At 60.2% G+C, this 17,001-nt stretch carries 16 protein-coding genes, 2 tRNA genes and 1 pseudogene; 10 read left to right on the plus strand and 9 right to left on the minus strand.

Going from position 1 to position 17,001, the window contains the following annotated elements; translation table 11 throughout:
* Positions 1–178 precede the first annotated feature (178 nt).
* The 3 genes from ACYP5B_RS04115 (at position 179) to ACYP5B_RS04125 (ending at position 2,531) form a co-directional block, all read left to right on the plus strand.
* A tRNA-Gly gene (locus ACYP5B_RS04115) sits at positions 179–252 on the plus strand.
* A 2-nt stretch (positions 253–254) separates the two neighbouring features.
* A tRNA-Ile gene (locus tag ACYP5B_RS04120) sits at positions 255–333 on the plus strand.
* 578 nt (positions 334–911) lie between these two features.
* Positions 912–2,531 carry a methyl-accepting chemotaxis protein gene (locus tag ACYP5B_RS04125; protein ID WP_400102908.1) on the plus strand — a complete coding sequence of 540 codons (1,620 nt, stop codon included), beginning with the start codon at positions 912–914 and terminating at the stop codon, positions 2,529–2,531.
* Positions 2,532–2,805: 274 nt separating this feature from the next.
* Here ACYP5B_RS04125 and ACYP5B_RS04130 read toward each other — a convergent pair.
* Both ACYP5B_RS04130 and ACYP5B_RS04135 read right to left on the minus strand, forming a co-directional pair.
* Positions 2,806–3,509: pseudogene (locus ACYP5B_RS04130) on the minus strand (IS6 family transposase).
* Between the two features lie 57 nt (positions 3,510–3,566).
* Entirely contained in the window at positions 3,567–4,946 is a 1,380-nt protein-coding gene (locus ACYP5B_RS04135; RefSeq protein ID WP_459568648.1) for a Fic family protein, read from the minus strand.
* 769 nt (positions 4,947–5,715) lie between these two features.
* Here ACYP5B_RS04135 and ACYP5B_RS04140 point away from each other — a divergent pair.
* The 5 genes from ACYP5B_RS04140 to ACYP5B_RS04160 all read left to right on the plus strand — a co-directional run bounded on the left by ACYP5B_RS04140 (position 5,716) and on the right by ACYP5B_RS04160 (position 8,159).
* Complete coding sequence (locus ACYP5B_RS04140; RefSeq protein WP_459568649.1) at positions 5,716–6,141, plus strand: hypothetical protein; 426 nt, start codon at positions 5,716–5,718, stop codon at positions 6,139–6,141.
* Positions 6,142–6,564: 423 nt separating this feature from the next.
* Positions 6,565–6,855, plus strand: a complete 291-nt coding sequence (locus ACYP5B_RS04145; protein ID WP_267600393.1) for a hypothetical protein — start codon at positions 6,565–6,567, stop codon at positions 6,853–6,855.
* A gap of 1 nt (position 6,856) precedes the next feature.
* On the plus strand, positions 6,857–7,468 hold the full coding sequence (locus ACYP5B_RS04150; protein ID WP_459568650.1) for a DUF6036 family nucleotidyltransferase: 612 nt from the start codon (positions 6,857–6,859) through the stop codon (positions 7,466–7,468).
* 144 nt (positions 7,469–7,612) lie between these two features.
* Positions 7,613–7,822, plus strand: a complete 210-nt coding sequence (locus tag ACYP5B_RS04155; RefSeq protein WP_459568652.1) for a hypothetical protein — start codon at positions 7,613–7,615, stop codon at positions 7,820–7,822.
* A gap of 208 nt (positions 7,823–8,030) precedes the next feature.
* Positions 8,031–8,159: a hypothetical protein gene (locus ACYP5B_RS04160; protein WP_459568653.1), complete on the plus strand. Its 129-nt coding sequence runs from the start codon at positions 8,031–8,033 to the stop codon at positions 8,157–8,159.
* A gap of 247 nt (positions 8,160–8,406) precedes the next feature.
* On the opposite strand, the gene ACYP5B_RS04165 is transcribed toward ACYP5B_RS04160, so the two are convergent.
* Both ACYP5B_RS04165 and ACYP5B_RS04170 read right to left on the minus strand, forming a co-directional pair.
* On the minus strand, positions 8,407–8,745 hold the full coding sequence (locus ACYP5B_RS04165) for a helix-turn-helix domain-containing protein (protein WP_459568654.1): 339 nt from the start codon (positions 8,743–8,745) through the stop codon (positions 8,407–8,409).
* Positions 8,746–9,601: 856 nt separating this feature from the next.
* The gene (locus ACYP5B_RS04170; protein WP_459568655.1) at positions 9,602–10,207 is read right to left on the minus strand and encodes a hypothetical protein; all 606 of its coding nucleotides are present in this window, start codon (positions 10,205–10,207) and stop codon (positions 9,602–9,604) included.
* 56 nt (positions 10,208–10,263) lie between these two features.
* Between ACYP5B_RS04170 and ACYP5B_RS04175 the strand changes: the two genes are divergently transcribed.
* Entirely contained in the window at positions 10,264–10,752 is a 489-nt protein-coding gene (locus tag ACYP5B_RS04175; protein ID WP_459568656.1) for a hypothetical protein, read from the plus strand.
* A 649-nt stretch (positions 10,753–11,401) separates the two neighbouring features.
* On the opposite strand, the gene ACYP5B_RS04180 is transcribed toward ACYP5B_RS04175, so the two are convergent.
* On the minus strand, positions 11,402–12,283 hold the full coding sequence (locus ACYP5B_RS04180) for a LysR family transcriptional regulator (RefSeq protein ID WP_459568657.1): 882 nt from the start codon (positions 12,281–12,283) through the stop codon (positions 11,402–11,404).
* 506 nt (positions 12,284–12,789) lie between these two features.
* On the opposite strand from ACYP5B_RS04180, the gene ACYP5B_RS04185 reads away from it, so the two are divergent.
* Complete coding sequence (locus ACYP5B_RS04185) at positions 12,790–13,179, plus strand: ester cyclase (protein ID WP_459568658.1); 390 nt, start codon at positions 12,790–12,792, stop codon at positions 13,177–13,179.
* A gap of 118 nt (positions 13,180–13,297) precedes the next feature.
* Here ACYP5B_RS04185 and ACYP5B_RS04190 read toward each other — a convergent pair whose 3' ends face one another.
* The 4 genes from ACYP5B_RS04190 to ACYP5B_RS04205 all read right to left on the minus strand — a co-directional run bounded on the left by ACYP5B_RS04190 (position 13,298) and on the right by ACYP5B_RS04205 (position 16,874).
* Positions 13,298–13,603, minus strand: a complete 306-nt coding sequence (locus tag ACYP5B_RS04190; protein WP_459568659.1) for a Dabb family protein — start codon at positions 13,601–13,603, stop codon at positions 13,298–13,300.
* A 37-nt stretch (positions 13,604–13,640) separates the two neighbouring features.
* On the minus strand, positions 13,641–14,498 hold the full coding sequence (locus ACYP5B_RS04195; protein ID WP_459568660.1) for an intradiol ring-cleavage dioxygenase: 858 nt from the start codon (positions 14,496–14,498) through the stop codon (positions 13,641–13,643).
* Between the two features lie 55 nt (positions 14,499–14,553).
* Complete coding sequence (locus tag ACYP5B_RS04200; protein ID WP_459568661.1) at positions 14,554–15,531, minus strand: amidohydrolase family protein; 978 nt, start codon at positions 15,529–15,531, stop codon at positions 14,554–14,556.
* A 74-nt stretch (positions 15,532–15,605) separates the two neighbouring features.
* Positions 15,606–16,874 carry an acyl-CoA dehydrogenase family protein gene (locus ACYP5B_RS04205; RefSeq protein WP_459568662.1) on the minus strand — a complete coding sequence of 423 codons (1,269 nt, stop codon included), beginning with the start codon at positions 16,872–16,874 and terminating at the stop codon, positions 15,606–15,608.
* Positions 16,875–17,001: the final 127 nt, after the last annotated feature.

Consider the following 17,001-nt stretch of genomic DNA (forward strand, 5'->3'; position numbering starts at 1 on the left):
ATCCTGAGCGGGAGCATAAATGCGGCGTCAAGATGGCGCCGTCTCCTAATGACCGCTCGTGGCAAGCCGATTACTTTGGGGCCGCAATTCGAGGCTGGCGCAGAAAGATTAAGGTTGTCCAACCGAACAAATCGTGCCACGCCGATTGGGGTAGCTGCTATCATGCCGCGCATCGCGCGCGGGTGTAGCTCAATGGTAGAGCAGAAGCCTTCCAAGCTTATGACGAGGGTTCGATTCCCTTCACCCGCTCCATCGGGCCTCTAGCTCATGCCTGGTTAGAGCAGCGGACTCATAATCCGTTGGTGCCGTGTTCGACTCACGGAAGGCCCACCAATAGAATCTGGGGGTTACTGCGTTAAGCCCCTTGTCCGTTTTGGGTTGCCCCACTCGAGCGTCGGCCTTCCCCCACGCTCCTGCTAGCGGAAGCTGGTTCGCCGAAGGCGGAAATGGACTCCTGGATCGGTGGACTGCCGCCTGTAGGCACGTCGACCGCTATCATTGACAGTAGTGCGGCTCGACGATAGCTCGGAATGGACGGCCCGCGAGGCCAAGTACTTGAATAAGGTCGTCGAGCATGATCGTCGGGCGGTCGATCGAGTCATTTAGTCCAGGCTCGGTTTCAAAATGCTTTGCGGTACGCGCATCCTTCTGGCAGACGTCGAGCCCATGATCACACTGCGTAAGGTATAGGAAATACGCGTACCCGCTGCCGGACAATTCTATGCCTCTACCATATGAAGGATCGCTCGTCGCAGCGCGCCCGCCTAATTGGGGCGACGCGCGGGCGCCATTGAAACGCCTGATCCCTTGCAGTAACCTAGGCGACTCCGGCCCCGGCAGTCGCCCTGACCGCTACGGCAGTTGCTTGCAGCGCACTGCATTCCCACAAGAATCCTAAAGAGAACCGCACCGTGAACTACTGGACCATCCGTACGCGCATCCTGGCCAGCTTCGCTTTCATCCTGCTGATCATGGCGCTGATGGGGGTGGTCGCGCACAACCGGCTGTCGGCAATCAATCGCGAAAGCGACGTTATGCAGAAGGACGCCCTGCCCGGACTCCATTACAGCACTGCGCTGCGCGCCACATGGAGCGAACTCTATGTCCTGGGCTGGCAGACGATGACCGCATCCAGTGACGAAGAACGCCAGCGTTATTTCGGGCTGGCACGCGACGCCAAGCAGCGCTTGGACGCTTTGGAGCAAGGCTATGAAGCCACCATCTTCCGTGACGACGACCGGATGCGCTTCCATGCCTACAAGGAAATCCGCGCCAACTACGAACAGGCGTCTCGCATCTTCAGTGAGCCCACTGCCTGGCCTGGCGCCGCAGCAGCTCAGGCCGCCCTTCTCGGCCCGCTCCACACCACCTGGGTCGAGGGCCGCAAGGCAGCGCAGGCCCTGGTCGCTGACAACGATAGCATGGCCCAGAAGGGCGCAGCCAATATCGCCGGCTCGGTCGATCTGGCCAAGACGAGCATTGAGGTGGCCTTGCTGGTGGCAGCTTTCGCCGCTGCGATCTGCGGCTATCTACTTTTGCGCGCCATCACCGTGCCGATGCAGGGCATCGTGGGTCTGCTCGCCCTCATGCGCGGCGGCGATCTGAGCCAGCGCTTGTCGCTGAACCGCAAGGACGAATTCCTCGAGATAGAGCAGGGCTTCAACCAGATGACCGGCGAACTCACCGGACTGGTCGGCCAGGCCCAGCGCTCGGCCATCCAGGTGACCACCTCGGTCAACGAGATCGCAGCCACCGCGCGCCAGCAGCAGGCCACCGCCACGGAAACCGCCGCCACCACCACCGAGATCGGCGCTACCTCTCGCGAGATCTCGGCCACCTCGCGCGACCTGGTCCGCACCATGGCCGAGGTTTCCGGCGCCGCCGAACAGACCGCCGGCCTGGCCGGCACCGGCCAGGTGAGCCTGTCGCGCATGGAATCGACCATGCACCACGTGATGGAAGCCGCCGGCTCGGTCAACGCCAAGCTGGCCACGCTCAATGAGAAGGCGGGCAATATCAATCAGGTCGTCACCACTATCGCCAAGGTGGCGGACCAGACCAACCTGCTTTCCCTGAACGCCGCGATCGAGGCCGAGAAAGCCGGCGAATACGGCCGCGGCTTCTCTGTGGTGGCCACCGAGATCCGGCGCCTGGCCGACCAGACTGCGGTTGCCACCTACGATATCGAGCAGATGGTGCGGGAGATACAGTCCGCGGTGGCGGCCGGCGTGATGGGGATGGACAAGTTTTCCGAGGAAGTGCGCCGCGGCATGTCGGAGGTGAGCCAAGTGGGCGACCAGCTCTCCCAGATCATCGGCCAGGTGCAGTCGCTGGCCCCCCGGGTGCAAATGGTCAACGAGGGCATGCAGGCCCAGGCCGGCGGCGCCGAACAGATCAACCAGGCGCTGATGCAGTTGTCCGAGGCCGCCCAGCAAACCGTGGAATCCCTGCGGCAGTCCAGCCAGGCGATCGACGAGCTGACGCTAGTTGCCGACGGCTTGCGCACCGGCGTGTCGCGTTTCCAGGTCTGACTCGACATGTGCCGACTTGTGTCGCGGACTTGCCCGTCAGCATATGCGGGCGTTGGGTAGGTGATCCAGAGCGGGTCAGCCGTCGTCATGCCAAACGCAATTTGCTGGTGTCCAGTCTCCTACCACCAAGGCCGCCTTCTCCGAGGCGGCGTCACTTTTGTTTTGTTCTACGGCGGCGGCAATGGCAGGGCGAGCCAGCCAGACGCCTCGACCGCGTCAAAGTCATAGGCGTTATAGATGCACACCGCTGCGATGACATAGTGGACGGCGAGATTCATCGACGAACAGCAAGCTGTTTGCAATAGAGGGCCGCGCGCAGCAGATGGCGCGTGAGCGCGAAGTGCTGCCGGACGGGACAGAAGCTCGACAGGAATGCCTGCGTGCGCCTCGGGTCGCGAAAACCACGCATGCGCCGCTCCCGCTCGCGGGCCGGCAGGTGACTGTTCTCGGCCGATTGTTCACCCGGGCAGCGGCTTTGACGAACACGTGCTTGACGTGCGCGAGTTCGGGGATCTCGGCCTTCGCCGCCGGATAGCTGCGCAACTGGTCAGTGACGATCTTGTGCGGCGCCTCAAGACAGGCCGCGAGTACGCGTTTGAAGAACCGTTTTGCCGCGGCCTTGTCACGCCGCTTCTGCAGCAGGATATCAAGTTCGGCGCCGTGCTGATCGACTGCACGCCACAGCAGATAAGGCTCGCCGCGCAGCGTAACGAACATTTCGTCGAGGTGCCAGATACTGCCTGGCTTGCGGCGGGTAGCCTTGACGCGATGTGCGAAGCCCGCGCCGAACTTGTCGCACCAGCGACGGATCGTCTCATAGCTCACGACGATACCGCGCTCGAACAACAGTTCTTCAATATCACGCAGGCTGAGTTAAAACCGGAAATGCCAGCGTACTGCCTGACTGATGATCACTGCTGGAAACCGGTGACCGTGATAGAGAGATTTCGTTTCGCGCGGTTGGTGGCGCTGTCGCAGGTGCTGTCGCCATCCTTGGCCTCCGGTCTGATGGCCGGGGCTTGCCGCGCATTCCGATCAGTCGCCTACTGGCCGGCCGTCGGCGAGCCACTGCTGTACCTCTCTCATCCGTAGGCGGTAACGAGAGAAATTGTGCTCTCCAAGCCTGGAGAGATCACCTTTGACCATCTCCTGGAGTTGGGCAGCAATGCCAGGCTCTAGGCCGAGATCCGCGATCACTTTGGTTAGGGGCTCTCGGTCTCGCACAACCTGCGCGACGACTTCGTGGATCGTCTCTCGATACTTTGCTCGGAATGGATCGGGCTGCCCGGCCGCCGCGATCTGGGCGGCATACTTCGCGATTGATCGGCGATAAGTCCAGGCAAACAGGTCGGCAGCGATACTGGCATCAAGCAGTTCGTAGACGCCGATCCTAGCTCTACCGTAGTCGTCATCGCTGACATCGAGGAAACTGAGCGGGGCGCAGTTGTAGAGCAGAAGCGGGATGTTTGCGCTGAGACGACTGGTACGCTTGTTCCCATCCTCGAAAGGTTGGAGGTATGCAATGTTCACCCAAAGGAAGAACGCTGCTTCCGCGGGATTTTTGATCACTTTTGCCTTCTCGATGATCTGCGTCAGCATCTCGTCTAGCAATTGCGGGGCGTGCGAGGGGACGTACACGGTATTGCTGATGCTTACCACCTTATTGCGGATGGTCCCCAGTGCATCCTCATCCTTGAGCAACCCTTGCATCAACAGCGTATGGAGGTTGCGAATGATCGGTACGCTCAACCCGTATAGCGGTACCTCATCAATCAGGAACTCGATGGCCTGCTTGTGGTTCAGGAGCATCGTCGCATCCCGATCGCCGGGATCTGCACGCCCCGCTTTGAACAAGACCTCCGTATCAAGCCTGGAGTACCTGTTCCCCTCAAGACGAGAGGATGAGAACGACAGATCGATCAGCAGCGGAGCGATGACATTGCGCGCGTATGTACCTGCTGGCTGCTGGCCTTGCATCCGGCCTTCGCTGTATAACTCGTTGGCCAGGGACTCGGGAAGCAAGAAGGTCTGGTTTGGCTGGTAGTCCTCGACAAACTTCCGTTGATAGCTGACGGGGGTACGTACGCCCAATGGAGCATCGAGTTTGGCCATCAGATTCCTAGCCTCGGCGGACCAGGTCAGCGCGGCAGTTCCCACCTGCGCTGCTGCTGGTGGCGTGCTCGATACCCGGGCGACCGGTTGCGCCAATCCCACGAGCCGGTATCGCGTGCTGGAAGACCTGCCGAGCCGCTCGATCATCCCGTCGGCCTCAAGCCGTTCCAGATAACGGAGAACGGTGGCCGGAGGCGCATCCACAGCGCCTTCCACGTCGCGGCGACGCAATTCGACCTGGCCCGCGGCGGCGCGGTCCCTGAAGAGCTTTAGGATGCCCTCGAACAGTTCGATTCTTGCCATCTGGGTGACTCAGGAATGATTCGACGTTGATCTCCAATCAATCGTACATCAAAATTGATCGGAGAATGCTTCTCAAATCATTCTCGAATCAATTTCGATCAAAGATGGTGACGTATGAGGCATGCTGTGCGCAGGAGCTCAAGGCGCTGAAGCGGTTGGCCGCCGAGAAAAGAGAAGCTCGCGTCAATGGTCAACTGGTCGGACACGCGGCACGGTCCGTGCGGGCATATGGGAGCTGGCCAAGTGGACTCGAAATCGGGAGACGGCACCGCTGGGAGGGCGAAGATGACAGGAAGGGCTGGGCGTATCCAATGCAAAAAATGTGCCTCCTGGGGCATTTGCAGACATTGTGCATTGTCCGATCTTTTGAGTGCGTTCGCTTCCCGCGTACATTTCACAAAATCGGACGATTTAACATGATGGCCGCCTGTCTCGTCGTCGCCACGCGCGAAGCTCACCGCGCAACGCATCGCGCTTGTTGGGGTCGTCGTACTTTTTTACGCAAAATCTGGCGGTTTTGATCCGAAAATCCATACGGATCCAGGACTTGCTAAATTGCCTGCCTCGCGAAAGGAAAGAGGTGGGCCTGCGGAGCCTTGCTGCAAGCGGCCCTCTGGGCAATCATCGCCAGATTTTGCGCAAAAAGTACGGATACCCCTACTTACGCGCCATTCGACCCCTCGTACGTGCCGCAATAGGCGCTTTTTCGAGAGTGTCGACTCGTAACTTTCATATGTGAAAGTCGCACCATCCCCCGTCACCCCGGAGGATGGGTGTCGTATACGACACTTACCACCATCAAGGCACGCCGATCATAGGAAGGAATCAGAATGTCCGTGAGTCGCTGGTCGCCGGGTATGAGCATCTGATTGCGTCCGTCGTTTTGCCCGATCCAGATGATCGGTATGTGGTCGCTGCCGCCATCCATAGCGGGGCCGAAGCGATCATCACGTTTAACATGAAGGACTTCTCGAAGGCGGCGCTCGACAAGTTCAACATCGAGGCGATCCACACAGACGATTTCATCGTGGATCTCCTTGACCTTAACGCAGGCAAAGTTCTCGCCGCAGTGGCAGAACACCGTGCATCGCTCAAGAACCCACCGAAATCTGTCCCCAAGCATTTGAGCACTTTGACCGCCCAAGGCCTTACGCAGACGGTTTCCATCCTTACACAATTCGGCATGGCGGTCTAACGCGCTCGGGTCGGGTCAATGCGCTGGCGACGAAGCGATTGTTCGGGACGTCCAACTCCACGCGGGGGGATACCCTCGGGGCTCATCCTTCTCGGACATCACCGCCTGGGTCCGAGTAGCAATCTGCGCAGGTTTGCGCGTTGCTGCCACCCCCAAGACCGCGGCTGGATATCGAGCCGTGGGCGGCGTCGCTGCCTGCAGGCTTTCGCGGCTGTCGGGGTCCCATTCAAACCAATGGGATCGCCGCACTCATTGTTATATAGCATAACAATTTAGCATAATAACGATTATGTGCTTTACGCGCCGCATTTAGCGCGGCGCTACCAAGTGCCGCCCGTCGAGATTGCCTTGGGGCCACTGGGAACGGTACAGTTGGACTACTGGCTAGCAATTGGCCAGCAACAGAACGTTCGGAGCAAAAGCATGACATCGAGGGACGACGAGCGCAACGTCTTGGGCCGGTGCGCGGCCGCGGCGCGCGGTGACGTCACGGCAGCATTCGATCAGCGAGAAGCCAACGTCTTTCGTCTTGCCGCGATGGTGCTGCAGTCGCGTTTGCCAGTGGAATCAGGTCGCTTGATGCATGCAAGCGACCAATACTTCCGTCTGCATCCGACCGACAAGGTGTCCAGCGCTGAGGTGGTTCGGAAAGGCTGGGTATTGGGCTTGCCTCGGCTGCGCGATATGCTGACGATGCAGCTGCGGCCTCACTAAAATGGTCCGCAACATTTCCTTTCACACCCGCACGGCACTTGCCGAGGGCCTTCGCGAGCTGTTCAAACAGCTTGAGCAGCGCCTTTCCCTTCGGCAGCCACTGACGGTCTACCTGGCTGGCGGGATGGCCGTGCACCTCTATACGGCAAGCCGAGTCACGACGGACGTTGATGCCGAGTTCGCTGGGCGGGTGCTGCTGCCTCAGGATGTGCTTGTGGACGTGGTTTTGGAGGACGGGACGCCTCAGGTCATCTACCTGGACACCAACTACAATCCAACGTTCGCGCTGATGCACGAGGACTACCAGGAAGACTCTATACCGGTGGACCTGGGCCTGGATCAGATACAGGTGCGCGTGCTCTCCCCCGTGGATCTCGCTGTCAGCAAAATCGCGCGGCTCGCCGATAACGATCGCGAAGACATTTGCGCGCTCGTTGCAGTTGGACTGACGTCGGCAGACGAGATCGAGGAACGTGCGACAAGCGCCCTTGGGGGTTACGTTGGCGGAATCGAGATGCTACGCCTCAAACTGCGCGACACTCTCGAGATCGCGCGTGAACAGGAACGCATCGCCGCTGCGGCGACTGGCACGAGGGAAGGCCCTACGTTCTAATCTAATCGCTCGCCACGCTGCGGCGGACGCCATTGGCGGCGCGAGTCGCGCCTTGTCAGTTTCACGCTGAATTCGCTAAATCACCAATACGTTTCCAACAAGCGGCCACGAGAGGAAACTCCAAACCCCAGCGGCTGCATCGCGATGCAGCGCTCCCAGCTCGGCCAGTACCTGAACGGCTTGTCCTGCCAACCGTCTGAAAAAATCGGGCGCTTTCCCAACGGCATGCCCTACTTCCGCCACGCTGGCCCGTTCTCGGTCGGCGAGCGCGTCATCCACGCTTACCGCCATCTGCAGCAACTCATCGCGCCGCGGCGGCGGAAAATGCGCAGGCGCCTGGCTTTGGCCCAGTAGCGGTAGCCACCATGGGTGAGGGCAAGCTGGTTCGGCTGGAGATCCTTCAGGACGACCCAACGGGACACGATATGCTCGCGGTTACCGTCACCTCCTCGACGTCGGCTTGGGCTGTTAGGCCGCACCGTCCGTAGAAAATCTTCCTGATGGCAGGGCGGCGGGGGTGCCATCGAGCTTGGCTGCAAGGGCATTGGCTTCCAGATAGCCATTGGACACAAACCTGCTCGAGTGCGCCCCTGACCCCGACGAGGGAGACCGCCGGCAGGCGATAGAAGAGATGCTGGACGCCCACTATCCGCGCTATGCCCGCCTCAAGCGCAACCCGCATCGCGCATGAACACGTCGAAAGGTCCAATCTTCCCCCTGCCATCGCAAAAGCGGGCATCAATCGCCGGACGCACTTGGTTACAGCACCGCCACGCGCATGCGCTATCTGATGCTGCTGGACCGGCTGAGCCGACATCCTTTGACGTTGGCATTTAATGCTGGCGGTTAATTGCAAGAATCCGACGATTCCCTCAAATCCCTCTCGCGATTGCGTCGAACAGGCTCCTTACGTGCGAGCTGACGTGCGTCGACGGCGATTAATCCCACGCCCGATCCCTGCCCCGCCCTTCTTCGTACACCTTAGACTCTCGTGCCGCATGGGACGCCGCCTGCTCGAGGAGAGGCACGTGATCCTTCGGCACAACTAGCATGGTCAAACCCAAGCCGTCTAGAGCGCGGAGAACATAGTCAAGGTGAACACCCTTCCCGTTCTCCAGCTTCGACAGCATACCCACGGAAACCCCGCACGTTCGGGCGGCCTGATCGATTGGTAGGCGCTGGGCAGCGCGAGTCGCGCGTACTCTATCCCCAAGATGCGAGCTCATCTTGATCGCGGCGCGGGATGGCAAGGTTGAATCTGGCAATGGGCGTGGCATATCGAGTTCAAGAAGATCAGAGCCGCGAGACAAACAGCCCGATCGTTATTTCACGAAAGTGAAATTATATCGGAGAACGTCCGCTCTCGCGCCAGTGCTAACGAAGGTGACCGCCAGAGAAGCGCACACGACTGGTTGAGGAGCCGCAACGCTCATCCAGCGGGGTCCGCCAGGGCGATATGCGTGGCCGCCCGAAATATGATGTACCAAGTACGAAGCCGGCGACACGCGTAGCAAGGCCTCGCCTGTCGGTGCGCAGAGCCGCAAGCAGGCTGGTCGGCGCATTTGACCTCGCCGGGAACCGCGACCTTGACTTCCGGCAGGCCCCTGTAGATTGGATCTACATTCACCACGTAGGTCACCCGATGTCAGCGCATCCCACACAGCTCTACCTCTTTGATGAAATTGTCCGCGCGGCCGTCGCTCGCCCGTTGGTCCTCATGGCGTGCTCTGCCACGAAGCTCGATCGCCCTGCTCCGGCCATGGACCTGTGCCGCGGCGTCATGTATGAAACCTTCCGCGCTCACGTGCAGGCTGATGCGCAGCCCGATCTGAGCATATTCCTATCGGCACCTGCTAGGTATCCCGCCCAGATGGGCGACCATCAAGGGCCTGTTTCAAGGGCCCTGCGGTATCACTGCCTAGGTCGACGTCGAGGAAGTAACAGGAAACCGCTCTCATATCGTTTCCCGTTGGATCGGCCTGCAGAATCTCCAGCCAAACCTATGACAGTCATTAACCTGCAGTTGGAAGCTAACACCCTCGCCGTGCTCGGAAGCCCCTCTCAAACGGGACCCTATATGGAAATTGCCACAGCATTTCCCCTAAACGCCTACAGCTCAGCCGGGAACAGGGGTCATAGCACGCTATCGTTATTCGGAAGCCTGTGCTTATCCGATGTAACCGTTTCCAGGCTGCGCTCCAGCAAGCTCAAGTCATCACGAAGCAACTGAAGAATCGCCGACGGCCCTGGGGAACTCAACTTGCGGTTGGCCGGAAGTTCGACCGAACTCAGGGCCATGTCTGCGATCTGTGCGGCTACATCTTCCATAGACACTTGTCCTTCGGGATTGAACCACCACGCAGTCCAATTGCACATTCCGATAATGGAGAACGCTGCAACCCTGGCGTCATCGCCGATGCCGGCGGCTCGCCGAGCAAAATCAGCGAGGACATGGCCTTGCGCCGCATGGAAAAGAACGGCGTCACGCTCTCCAGTACGAATCAGGTGGTTGCTGAGCTTGCGGGCAGTTGGAGCACGCCCGAAGGGATGCATATTATGCAGGAAGTGGTAATGCCCGCATTGCAGGGCTAAAAGAGTGAGCACCTCTTGCCAAGCCAGAGGTGCTACTCCGATGGGTTGGCGGTGCGGCCTATCCGCGAGCGACAACGTGAGGGCATCGCGCTCGCCGAACAGCGCGCAGAAGCCGGTGTTCCCGGCGTCGTGTGCTTTGGGAATCAAATGAAGTTCTAAACGTCCAGTCGACCTCTCTTAGCGATGCCTCCTGAAATGCAGCAATGACGAACATCAGAATCCGACTTGCATTCCGGCGCTGGCATACCGCCGCACGAAGTGCTGTCCGACCAGGAACTTCACGTGCTGCAGTGCTGGCGGCTGGCAAGAGCATCAATGACGATGAAAGCAAACCAGGAAGACAGGGGGACGGTCCCAGCGAACTGATCGATGCCAGGGCCGCCATGGCGATGCTGGGGATCAAGTCGCAGACGCTCTACTCGTACGTCAGCCGCGGATTCATCCGTGCGGTCAGTGCGCCACCGGGTAGCAAGGGAAGTCTGTACTATCGACAGGATGTCGAGGTATTGCAGATGCGTAGACGCAAGGACCGCCCTCGCGTGCAAATGGCTCAGCGAGCGCTGCGGATCGGTGGAGAGCCGGTGCTCAAGAGCACCATTACCGCCATCACGAACGAAGGGCCCGTCTACCGGGGGTTACCTGCGATAGAACTGGCGCGCAGCGGCGTACCTTCGAGAACTGCACAGAACTAACTGCTCTGGGGCGGCGTGCTGCCGGTGCAACCTTCTTAATTGGCAGCCGCAATCCCTGCCGCCGGCATTCGATGGCTTTCTTGAGTTCGTCGCGGCGCCGGTGGGGGGCAGTAATACGCGGCGGCTCTTCTCGGCGTTGGCGATATGTCGTAGCGGCAACGCCGAGCTCAGTTCGGGAACATCCGTGCTCGCGGCACGACAGCTCCTGCAAGTCCTCGCATCCACGCTCGGATTCCTGCGGGAGCGTTCCCGTTTCCAGCCGGCCTTTCCAGCCGGCCGATGGCCACGCCTCGTAAGCCGAATGGTTGTGCCGGCATGGTGCGCCCCCCAATTCATTCACATGTTCACGACTTAACACAAGTATCACTGTGAGAACAACAACAACAACAACAACAACAACAACAACAACAACAACAACAACATCACAGCACTTTTGGCCGTTTTTTCTAATGTCGTACTTGGGTTGATGTAAGCACGTGGCCAACGTCCCGACCACTTTGGCGCGCTTTCAGGTACCAACGCATGCACAGGACCATGACATCCCGGTCGAAGTGCCGTCTGTTGAATACCCAATCGACCTCGTGCAAGCTTGCACACGTCAAAGAACCAAACATCAACCACCGCCGCCTCGGATTTGCACTAGTGCCGTCTATCCGAACACCTCTACTGCGAAATCTAGAAAGCTGCGCAGCTTCGGCGTCATCCGGCGGTCCGGGGCGTAGAGGATATGGACTGGACGGGTTGGCGGTTCGTAGTCCGGTAATAGGCGCACCAGTCGGCTGGCAGCCAGATCAGCCTCCACCAGTTCAAGGGGCTGCAGAAGGATGCCCTGCCCAGCCACTGCAGCCATGCGCAGGGCTTCACCGCTGTCTGCCATCAGCCGCCCGGTCACCGGCACGGTGATGCGGCCATCTGGACTACAAAAGTCCCAATGGGTTCGCAGAGAGGTATGGGAGAAGCCGAGGCATTGGTGTTGCTGCAGATCCATCGGGTGATTTAGTGCCGGACAATTAGTGAGATAGGTCGGCGCCGCACACAGCACGAGTTGATAAGGCCGCAGCGTGCGGGCCATCAGGCCGCTGTCGGCCAATTCGCCCACCCGGAACACAGCGTCGTAGCCCTCATCGATCAGGTCGACCATGCGGTTTGTGAGGGTGAGGTCCACGGTGACTTCCGGGTGGGCAGTCAGGTAGTCGGTCAGCCTGGGCGTCAAGGCATGGATTCCGAAAGTGACTGGTGCGTTGATCTTGAGTCGACCGCGCGGTGTGGCGCGGGTCTCGGCGACAAGTGATTCTGCGGCTTCCACTTCGGCAAGGATGATTCTGGCCCGCTCGTAAAACGTCTTGCCGATTTCCGTCAGGCTATGGCGCCGGGTGGTGCGGCGGAGCAATCGAACGCCCAGGTGCTGCTCCAGCATCTGGACATGCTTGCCAACCAGTTGGGGTGAGGTCTGCAGAGCGTCTGCTGCCGCCGAGAACGAGCCGGTCTCGACGGCCTTGACGAAGATCTGCATGGCAGTAAGACGGTCCATTAGAAATATCTCGTTTGCAGTAAATCAGCGTTTTACCAATTTATCGCGTTTGGTTTGCTGTCGTACAGTGTCCATCGCGCTTCACGGACAGGAGGACACATTCGGAGCGCGCATCTGGGGGCACCGGGCACGTGGGCAGGGCTTCGCCAGCCTGCTACCTGATCGACAGGATGAGGTGGTGGTGGTAGGACATCGCAACCCAGCCCAGTCGGCAGCGCTGGCGGCCACACTGGGCGCGCAAGTGATACTGCCGTCAAGCGCGGAGACTCGCATCCAGCGAACGTGGGCGAGTTCGAGTCGGTTGATGCTGATCCTCTGAGCAACGGCCGATTCGTCAAGCCGAACGGTGAAATGAACATCACTACGGCAAATTGGGCTGGGATCCCGTGACGGCACCGGCGTGGATCAAAGTTTGATCTGCCTAGCGGCAGTCAACGACGGACAGTTGTCCATACTTTTTTTGAGAGGCTGAGCATATTATGACGGCAGAAACAAACAAACTAATCATGTCCCGCTTTGTGGACTTCATCAACACCGCCAGCGAGCAACTCGCCGAAGAGCTCATTTCTCCTCACGCAATATTCCATGTTCCGGGTCGGCCCGACCCCGTGGTGGGCCCGGCCGGTTATCTTGAGATCATAGGCATGATGCGCGGCGGATTTCCGGATATTCAATGGACGTTGGAAGAGTTGGTCGCCGAAGGTCAGAATGTGGCAGCTCGGTTCACGATGCGTGGTACGCACCAAGGCACCTTCTTCGGCGTTCCTCCTACAGGTAAAAAGATTGAAGTACAAGCGACGAACTTCTATCGCCTCTCCGGTGGCCAATTTGTTGAAGAGCGCGGGCAACCTGATCTGCTTTCCTTGCTGCAACAGATCGGCGCTGTTCCGACGTAACCCCCATTGGAGCTATTTGTCGCGCTGTCCAAAGGACATGTCGCTTATAGTCTCCCCTTTCTGTCGAACCATTGATGTACCTTGGCGACCATCTCGGTGATGGCCGGCTCGCTTCCTTTCAGTCGGGAACGGCGTAGTCCACCTGCTGCCGCCAAATGCGCACGCCTTCCAGTGCGTCGCGCACTGCGGTATGGGCGGGATGGTCAGCATAGGCGCGCAACGCGGACGCCGACTCGAAGTCGGACAGCAGCACGACATCAGCGGCGTAGTCGATATGGCTGATGTCCACGCCAACCTCAATATGCAGCAGCCCGGGAACGCGGTCGGCCAGGCTCTCGAACTGGCGCTTCACCAGTTCGCAGGCGGCCTGGCGTTCGGCGCCGCTGCCGGCCGCGACCTTCCACATGACTATATGACGGATCATGCGCGGCTCCTGAAAGGTGGAATCACTGTGACGGGAATTAGCATCGGTTGAGGACAAAGTCATGGTGCAAGGTGTAGTAGGGTTGATCCAGTGCAGTCCCGTCGGGCGCGATGCCGGCCGGGTGCGAGATCCAGTTGGACACTAGGGTCGAGCGGACGCCGAACACGGCATCTGAGTCAAGATACGGGCCATCGCTGCGGAAGATGTGCGTGATCAGCCGGTCATAGTTTTCGGCTTCAATCTTGAAGTGCAGGTGCGCCGGCCGCCACGGATGACGCTCCAGAGCTTGCAGCATGCGGCCTACCGGACCGTCATAGGGGATCGGATAGGGCACGGCCAGGATCGAGCGAAAATGGAAGGCACCCGTGGCATCTGTGCGGACTCTCCCCCTGCCCTGCAGGTGATCCAGCCCGGCACGCTGGACATCGTAGAAGCCTTCGTCATCGGACTGCCAGACCGCCACTTCCGCGTCCGCGACCGGTTCGCCGCCGAGTCCCCTGACGGTCCCGGAAACGAAGCACGGGATGCCACTGGCTCCGTTGGCGATATCCCCGCCGTTCTCCACGACGGGCGAGTCTTCCACGTAGAACGGGCCGAATACCGTGGCCTCGGTGCAGCCAGGCGGCTTGCGGTTGTTCAATGCAGTCACCAGCGTGGAGAGACCAAGCGTGTCGGATAGCAGGATGAACTCCTGGCGCTTGTCATCGCACATCTGGCCAGTTTCGGTCAGGAAGCAGATCCCTTGATGCCACTCCTCCTCCGTCAACTCCACTTCACGGGCAAATTCGTGGAGGTGCTTGACCAGACTCTCCATGATCTTGACCAGGCGCGGATTCCCCGAGCGGTTGGCTGCGAGCACAGCCTGGGTGATGCTGACTTCGTCGATGTCTTTCATTGTTGCCATGATCCGGATGAAGGTGCTGGCGTCCGCCGCGGCGGACGCCAGCCGGCTACTTCAGTTTGAACAGCTTGATGGCATTGCCGCGGCCGATCTTCTCGCGATCCGCGTCGCTGATGCTCGCGTGGTCAAACCACTTCGCGGCATGATCGACGTTCTCGAAAGGCCAGTCCGTCGAGAACAGGATGCGGTCCGCGCCGACCTCCAGAATGGCATCGATCAGCGTCTGGTTGTGGAAATTGCCAGATGTGGTCAGATGGAAGTTGCGTTGGAAATAGTGGCGGAAGCTCTTCTGCGCTGGATAAGATTTGGGAGTCTTGACCCAGGCATTGCGGTTGTCCATGCGCCACAGGCTGTACGGCAGTCCCTCGCCCAAGTGGCCGAGGACGATCTGCAGCGCGGGATGCCGATCGAACAGACCGGAAGCCATCAGGCGCAAGGCATGGACAGCGGTCTCCTGCCCGAAGGCCCACGTCGGACCCAGCAGCCAGGGGTGACCTTCGTAGATCTGGGCCCATGATGCGATCGGGTTGCGCGGATGCAGATAAAACGGAACATCCAACTTTTCCACAGCAGCCCAGAACGATGCGTATTGCGGCGCGTCGTAATAGACGACATTGTCGGGTGAATCTATCTGCGAGAAGCCGTTGACCAGCGCGCCGCGCATGCCCAAATCCCGGATGCAACGCGTCAGCTCCGTCGTGGCGAAGTCCGGATCCTGCAGCGGCAGTGCAGCCAGCCCCTGGAACCGGTCTGGACGCCGCGCCACCTGCTCCGCCAGAAAATCGTTGGCACGGATGGCCAGCTCGCACGCCTTCTTGCGATCGGGAATCGCCTGGATCGCCGGTGCATTCAGTGACAGCAGCATCATCTCCATGCCGTTCTCGTCCATCTGCCGCAGGCGGTCGTCCTGGATGTCGAGCAGTCGCCGGCTCAATTCCTTCCAATAGTCGCCAGGGACGAAGCCGGCGGAGTCGTTCAGCGTTTCGGGAATGGCGAAATGCTCTTCCAGTCCAATCTTTCCTTGCATGGTGTTCCTTGTTGTCGAATCTAAGGTCCCGGGATAAGCCCGGGCGAACGCGAGGGAGGCGCCATCGACGCGGCTCAGTACTGCCCCTTGGCCTCCAGGCCGAGAAGATGCTGGCCAGCCATGGACGACACCGCATCCCAGTTCAGGCTGATGTGCTTGGCGATGGCATTGCCGTCACGCCAGAGGCGCTGGATCGGCTGCGACAGCGCCAGGCCGTTGCCGCCCGTGTTATCGAAAATGGCGTTGATCGAATCGCGGGCGAGCCGCGCGGCGAAGGCATGGTCGAGTCGGTTGCGGATGCGTGTATCGACGTCGATTTCCTGGCCAGCCAGGGCAAGTCGCTCTACTTCGGCCACGTCGCGATAGATCAGCAGGCGGGCGGCATCAATCATCGCCGACGCTTCCGCGACCCGAGACTGGACCGGGAAAAACTCTGCAAGGCGGCTGCCTCCCCCCGCCACGGCGCCACGCGTGACGCGCGAGCCCGCGGCGGCAAGGAAGGCATCGATAGCGCCTTGCGCGGCACCAAGAATCGGCGACACCAGACACACCGGCAGCGCCGACAGGAAGGGGATGCGGTAGAGCGGATTGGTGTTCACCGCCGCGCCGGGCGGCAGGTTAGATGAGGCCTGAGCGAATGTCAGCTTCCGATGTGCCGGCACCAGCGTGGGCACCTTGATCTCGACGGCCTTGGAGCCGGTTCCCGCTTGGCCGGCGGTGAACCAGTCGTCATGGATCGTCCATTGCTCACGCGGGACGAGCAGGAACCCGGCATGTGGCACCGGCGTCTCGTCGTCCGGCGCGAACTGCACGCCGATCAACGCCCACTGGGAATTGTCGATATTGGAAGCCCAGTGCCATCTGCCGGCGACGACGTAGCCGTCCTGGACGCGCTCGGCCTTTACCGTCGGCGCATAGGAGCCACACACGATAGCATCCGGGTTGGTGCCCCAGACGTCCTCCTGAGCCTGAGCCGGAAAAGTGCCGAGAAGCCACTGGTGGACGCTACCCAGCGAGCAGCCCCAGGCCGACGAGGGGCAGCCTCGTCCGAGCTCGCTGATGATGTCCACGAATGCCGAGAAGCCGTACTCGTAGCCACCGAAGCGCGCAGGCTGCATGAGCCGGAAGAAGCCTGCCTCGCGAAAGAGCGCCGTGGCCTCATCGGAGACGCGTCGTGCCTCTTCGGTCTGTTGGGCATGCGGCCTCAGGAAGCCTTCCGAGATCTCCATGGCGCGCTCCATCAGCTTGGAGAGTTCGGGCGCGCTCGCCACTGGCGAGTGCCTGCCTGGGGCGTCTGCCGTATCCACACGGGAGGCCTGGGTGGGGTTGGGGAAATCGTTCATCGCTGCACTCGTTTCGGGACATGGCGTCGTTGCCTGCCTACAATCTACGTCCACATATTTGCAAACGCAAATATGTGGACGTAGGGAATTACCCTCGGTCGAGTGATTTTTAGGATGTCAGTGCGAT

The sequence above is a fragment of the Cupriavidus sp. 8B genome (genome assembly GCF_054589115.1).

What these genes read in the sequence shown, in the direction of transcription:
- ACYP5B_RS04175 (WP_459568656.1), top strand. Translation starts at nt 10,264, where the DNA reads ATGACGAACATCAGAATCCGACTTGCATTCCGGCGCTGGCATACCGCC.
- ACYP5B_RS04145 (WP_267600393.1), top strand. Translation starts at nt 6,565, where the DNA reads ATGACATCGAGGGACGACGAGCGCAACGTCTTGGGCCGGTGCGCGGCC.
- ACYP5B_RS04205 (WP_459568662.1), bottom strand. Translation starts at nt 16,874, where the DNA reads ATGAACGATTTCCCCAACCCCACCCAGGCCTCCCGTGTGGATACGGCA.
- ACYP5B_RS04195 (WP_459568660.1), bottom strand. Translation starts at nt 14,498, where the DNA reads ATGAAAGACATCGACGAAGTCAGCATCACCCAGGCTGTGCTCGCAGCC.
- ACYP5B_RS04180 (WP_459568657.1), bottom strand. Translation starts at nt 12,283, where the DNA reads ATGGACCGTCTTACTGCCATGCAGATCTTCGTCAAGGCCGTCGAGACC.
- ACYP5B_RS04165 (WP_459568654.1), bottom strand. Translation starts at nt 8,745, where the DNA reads ATGCCACGCCCATTGCCAGATTCAACCTTGCCATCCCGCGCCGCGATC.
- ACYP5B_RS04200 (WP_459568661.1), bottom strand. Translation starts at nt 15,531, where the DNA reads ATGCAAGGAAAGATTGGACTGGAAGAGCATTTCGCCATTCCCGAAACG.
- ACYP5B_RS04150 (WP_459568650.1), top strand. Translation starts at nt 6,857, where the DNA reads ATGGTCCGCAACATTTCCTTTCACACCCGCACGGCACTTGCCGAGGGC.
- ACYP5B_RS04185 (WP_459568658.1), top strand. Translation starts at nt 12,790, where the DNA reads ATGTCCCGCTTTGTGGACTTCATCAACACCGCCAGCGAGCAACTCGCC.
- ACYP5B_RS04140 (WP_459568649.1), top strand. Translation starts at nt 5,716, where the DNA reads ATGGGTGTCGTATACGACACTTACCACCATCAAGGCACGCCGATCATA.
- ACYP5B_RS04155 (WP_459568652.1), top strand. Translation starts at nt 7,613, where the DNA reads ATGCAGCGCTCCCAGCTCGGCCAGTACCTGAACGGCTTGTCCTGCCAA.
- ACYP5B_RS04190 (WP_459568659.1), bottom strand. Translation starts at nt 13,603, where the DNA reads ATGATCCGTCATATAGTCATGTGGAAGGTCGCGGCCGGCAGCGGCGCC.
- ACYP5B_RS04135 (WP_459568648.1), bottom strand. Translation starts at nt 4,946, where the DNA reads ATGGCAAGAATCGAACTGTTCGAGGGCATCCTAAAGCTCTTCAGGGAC.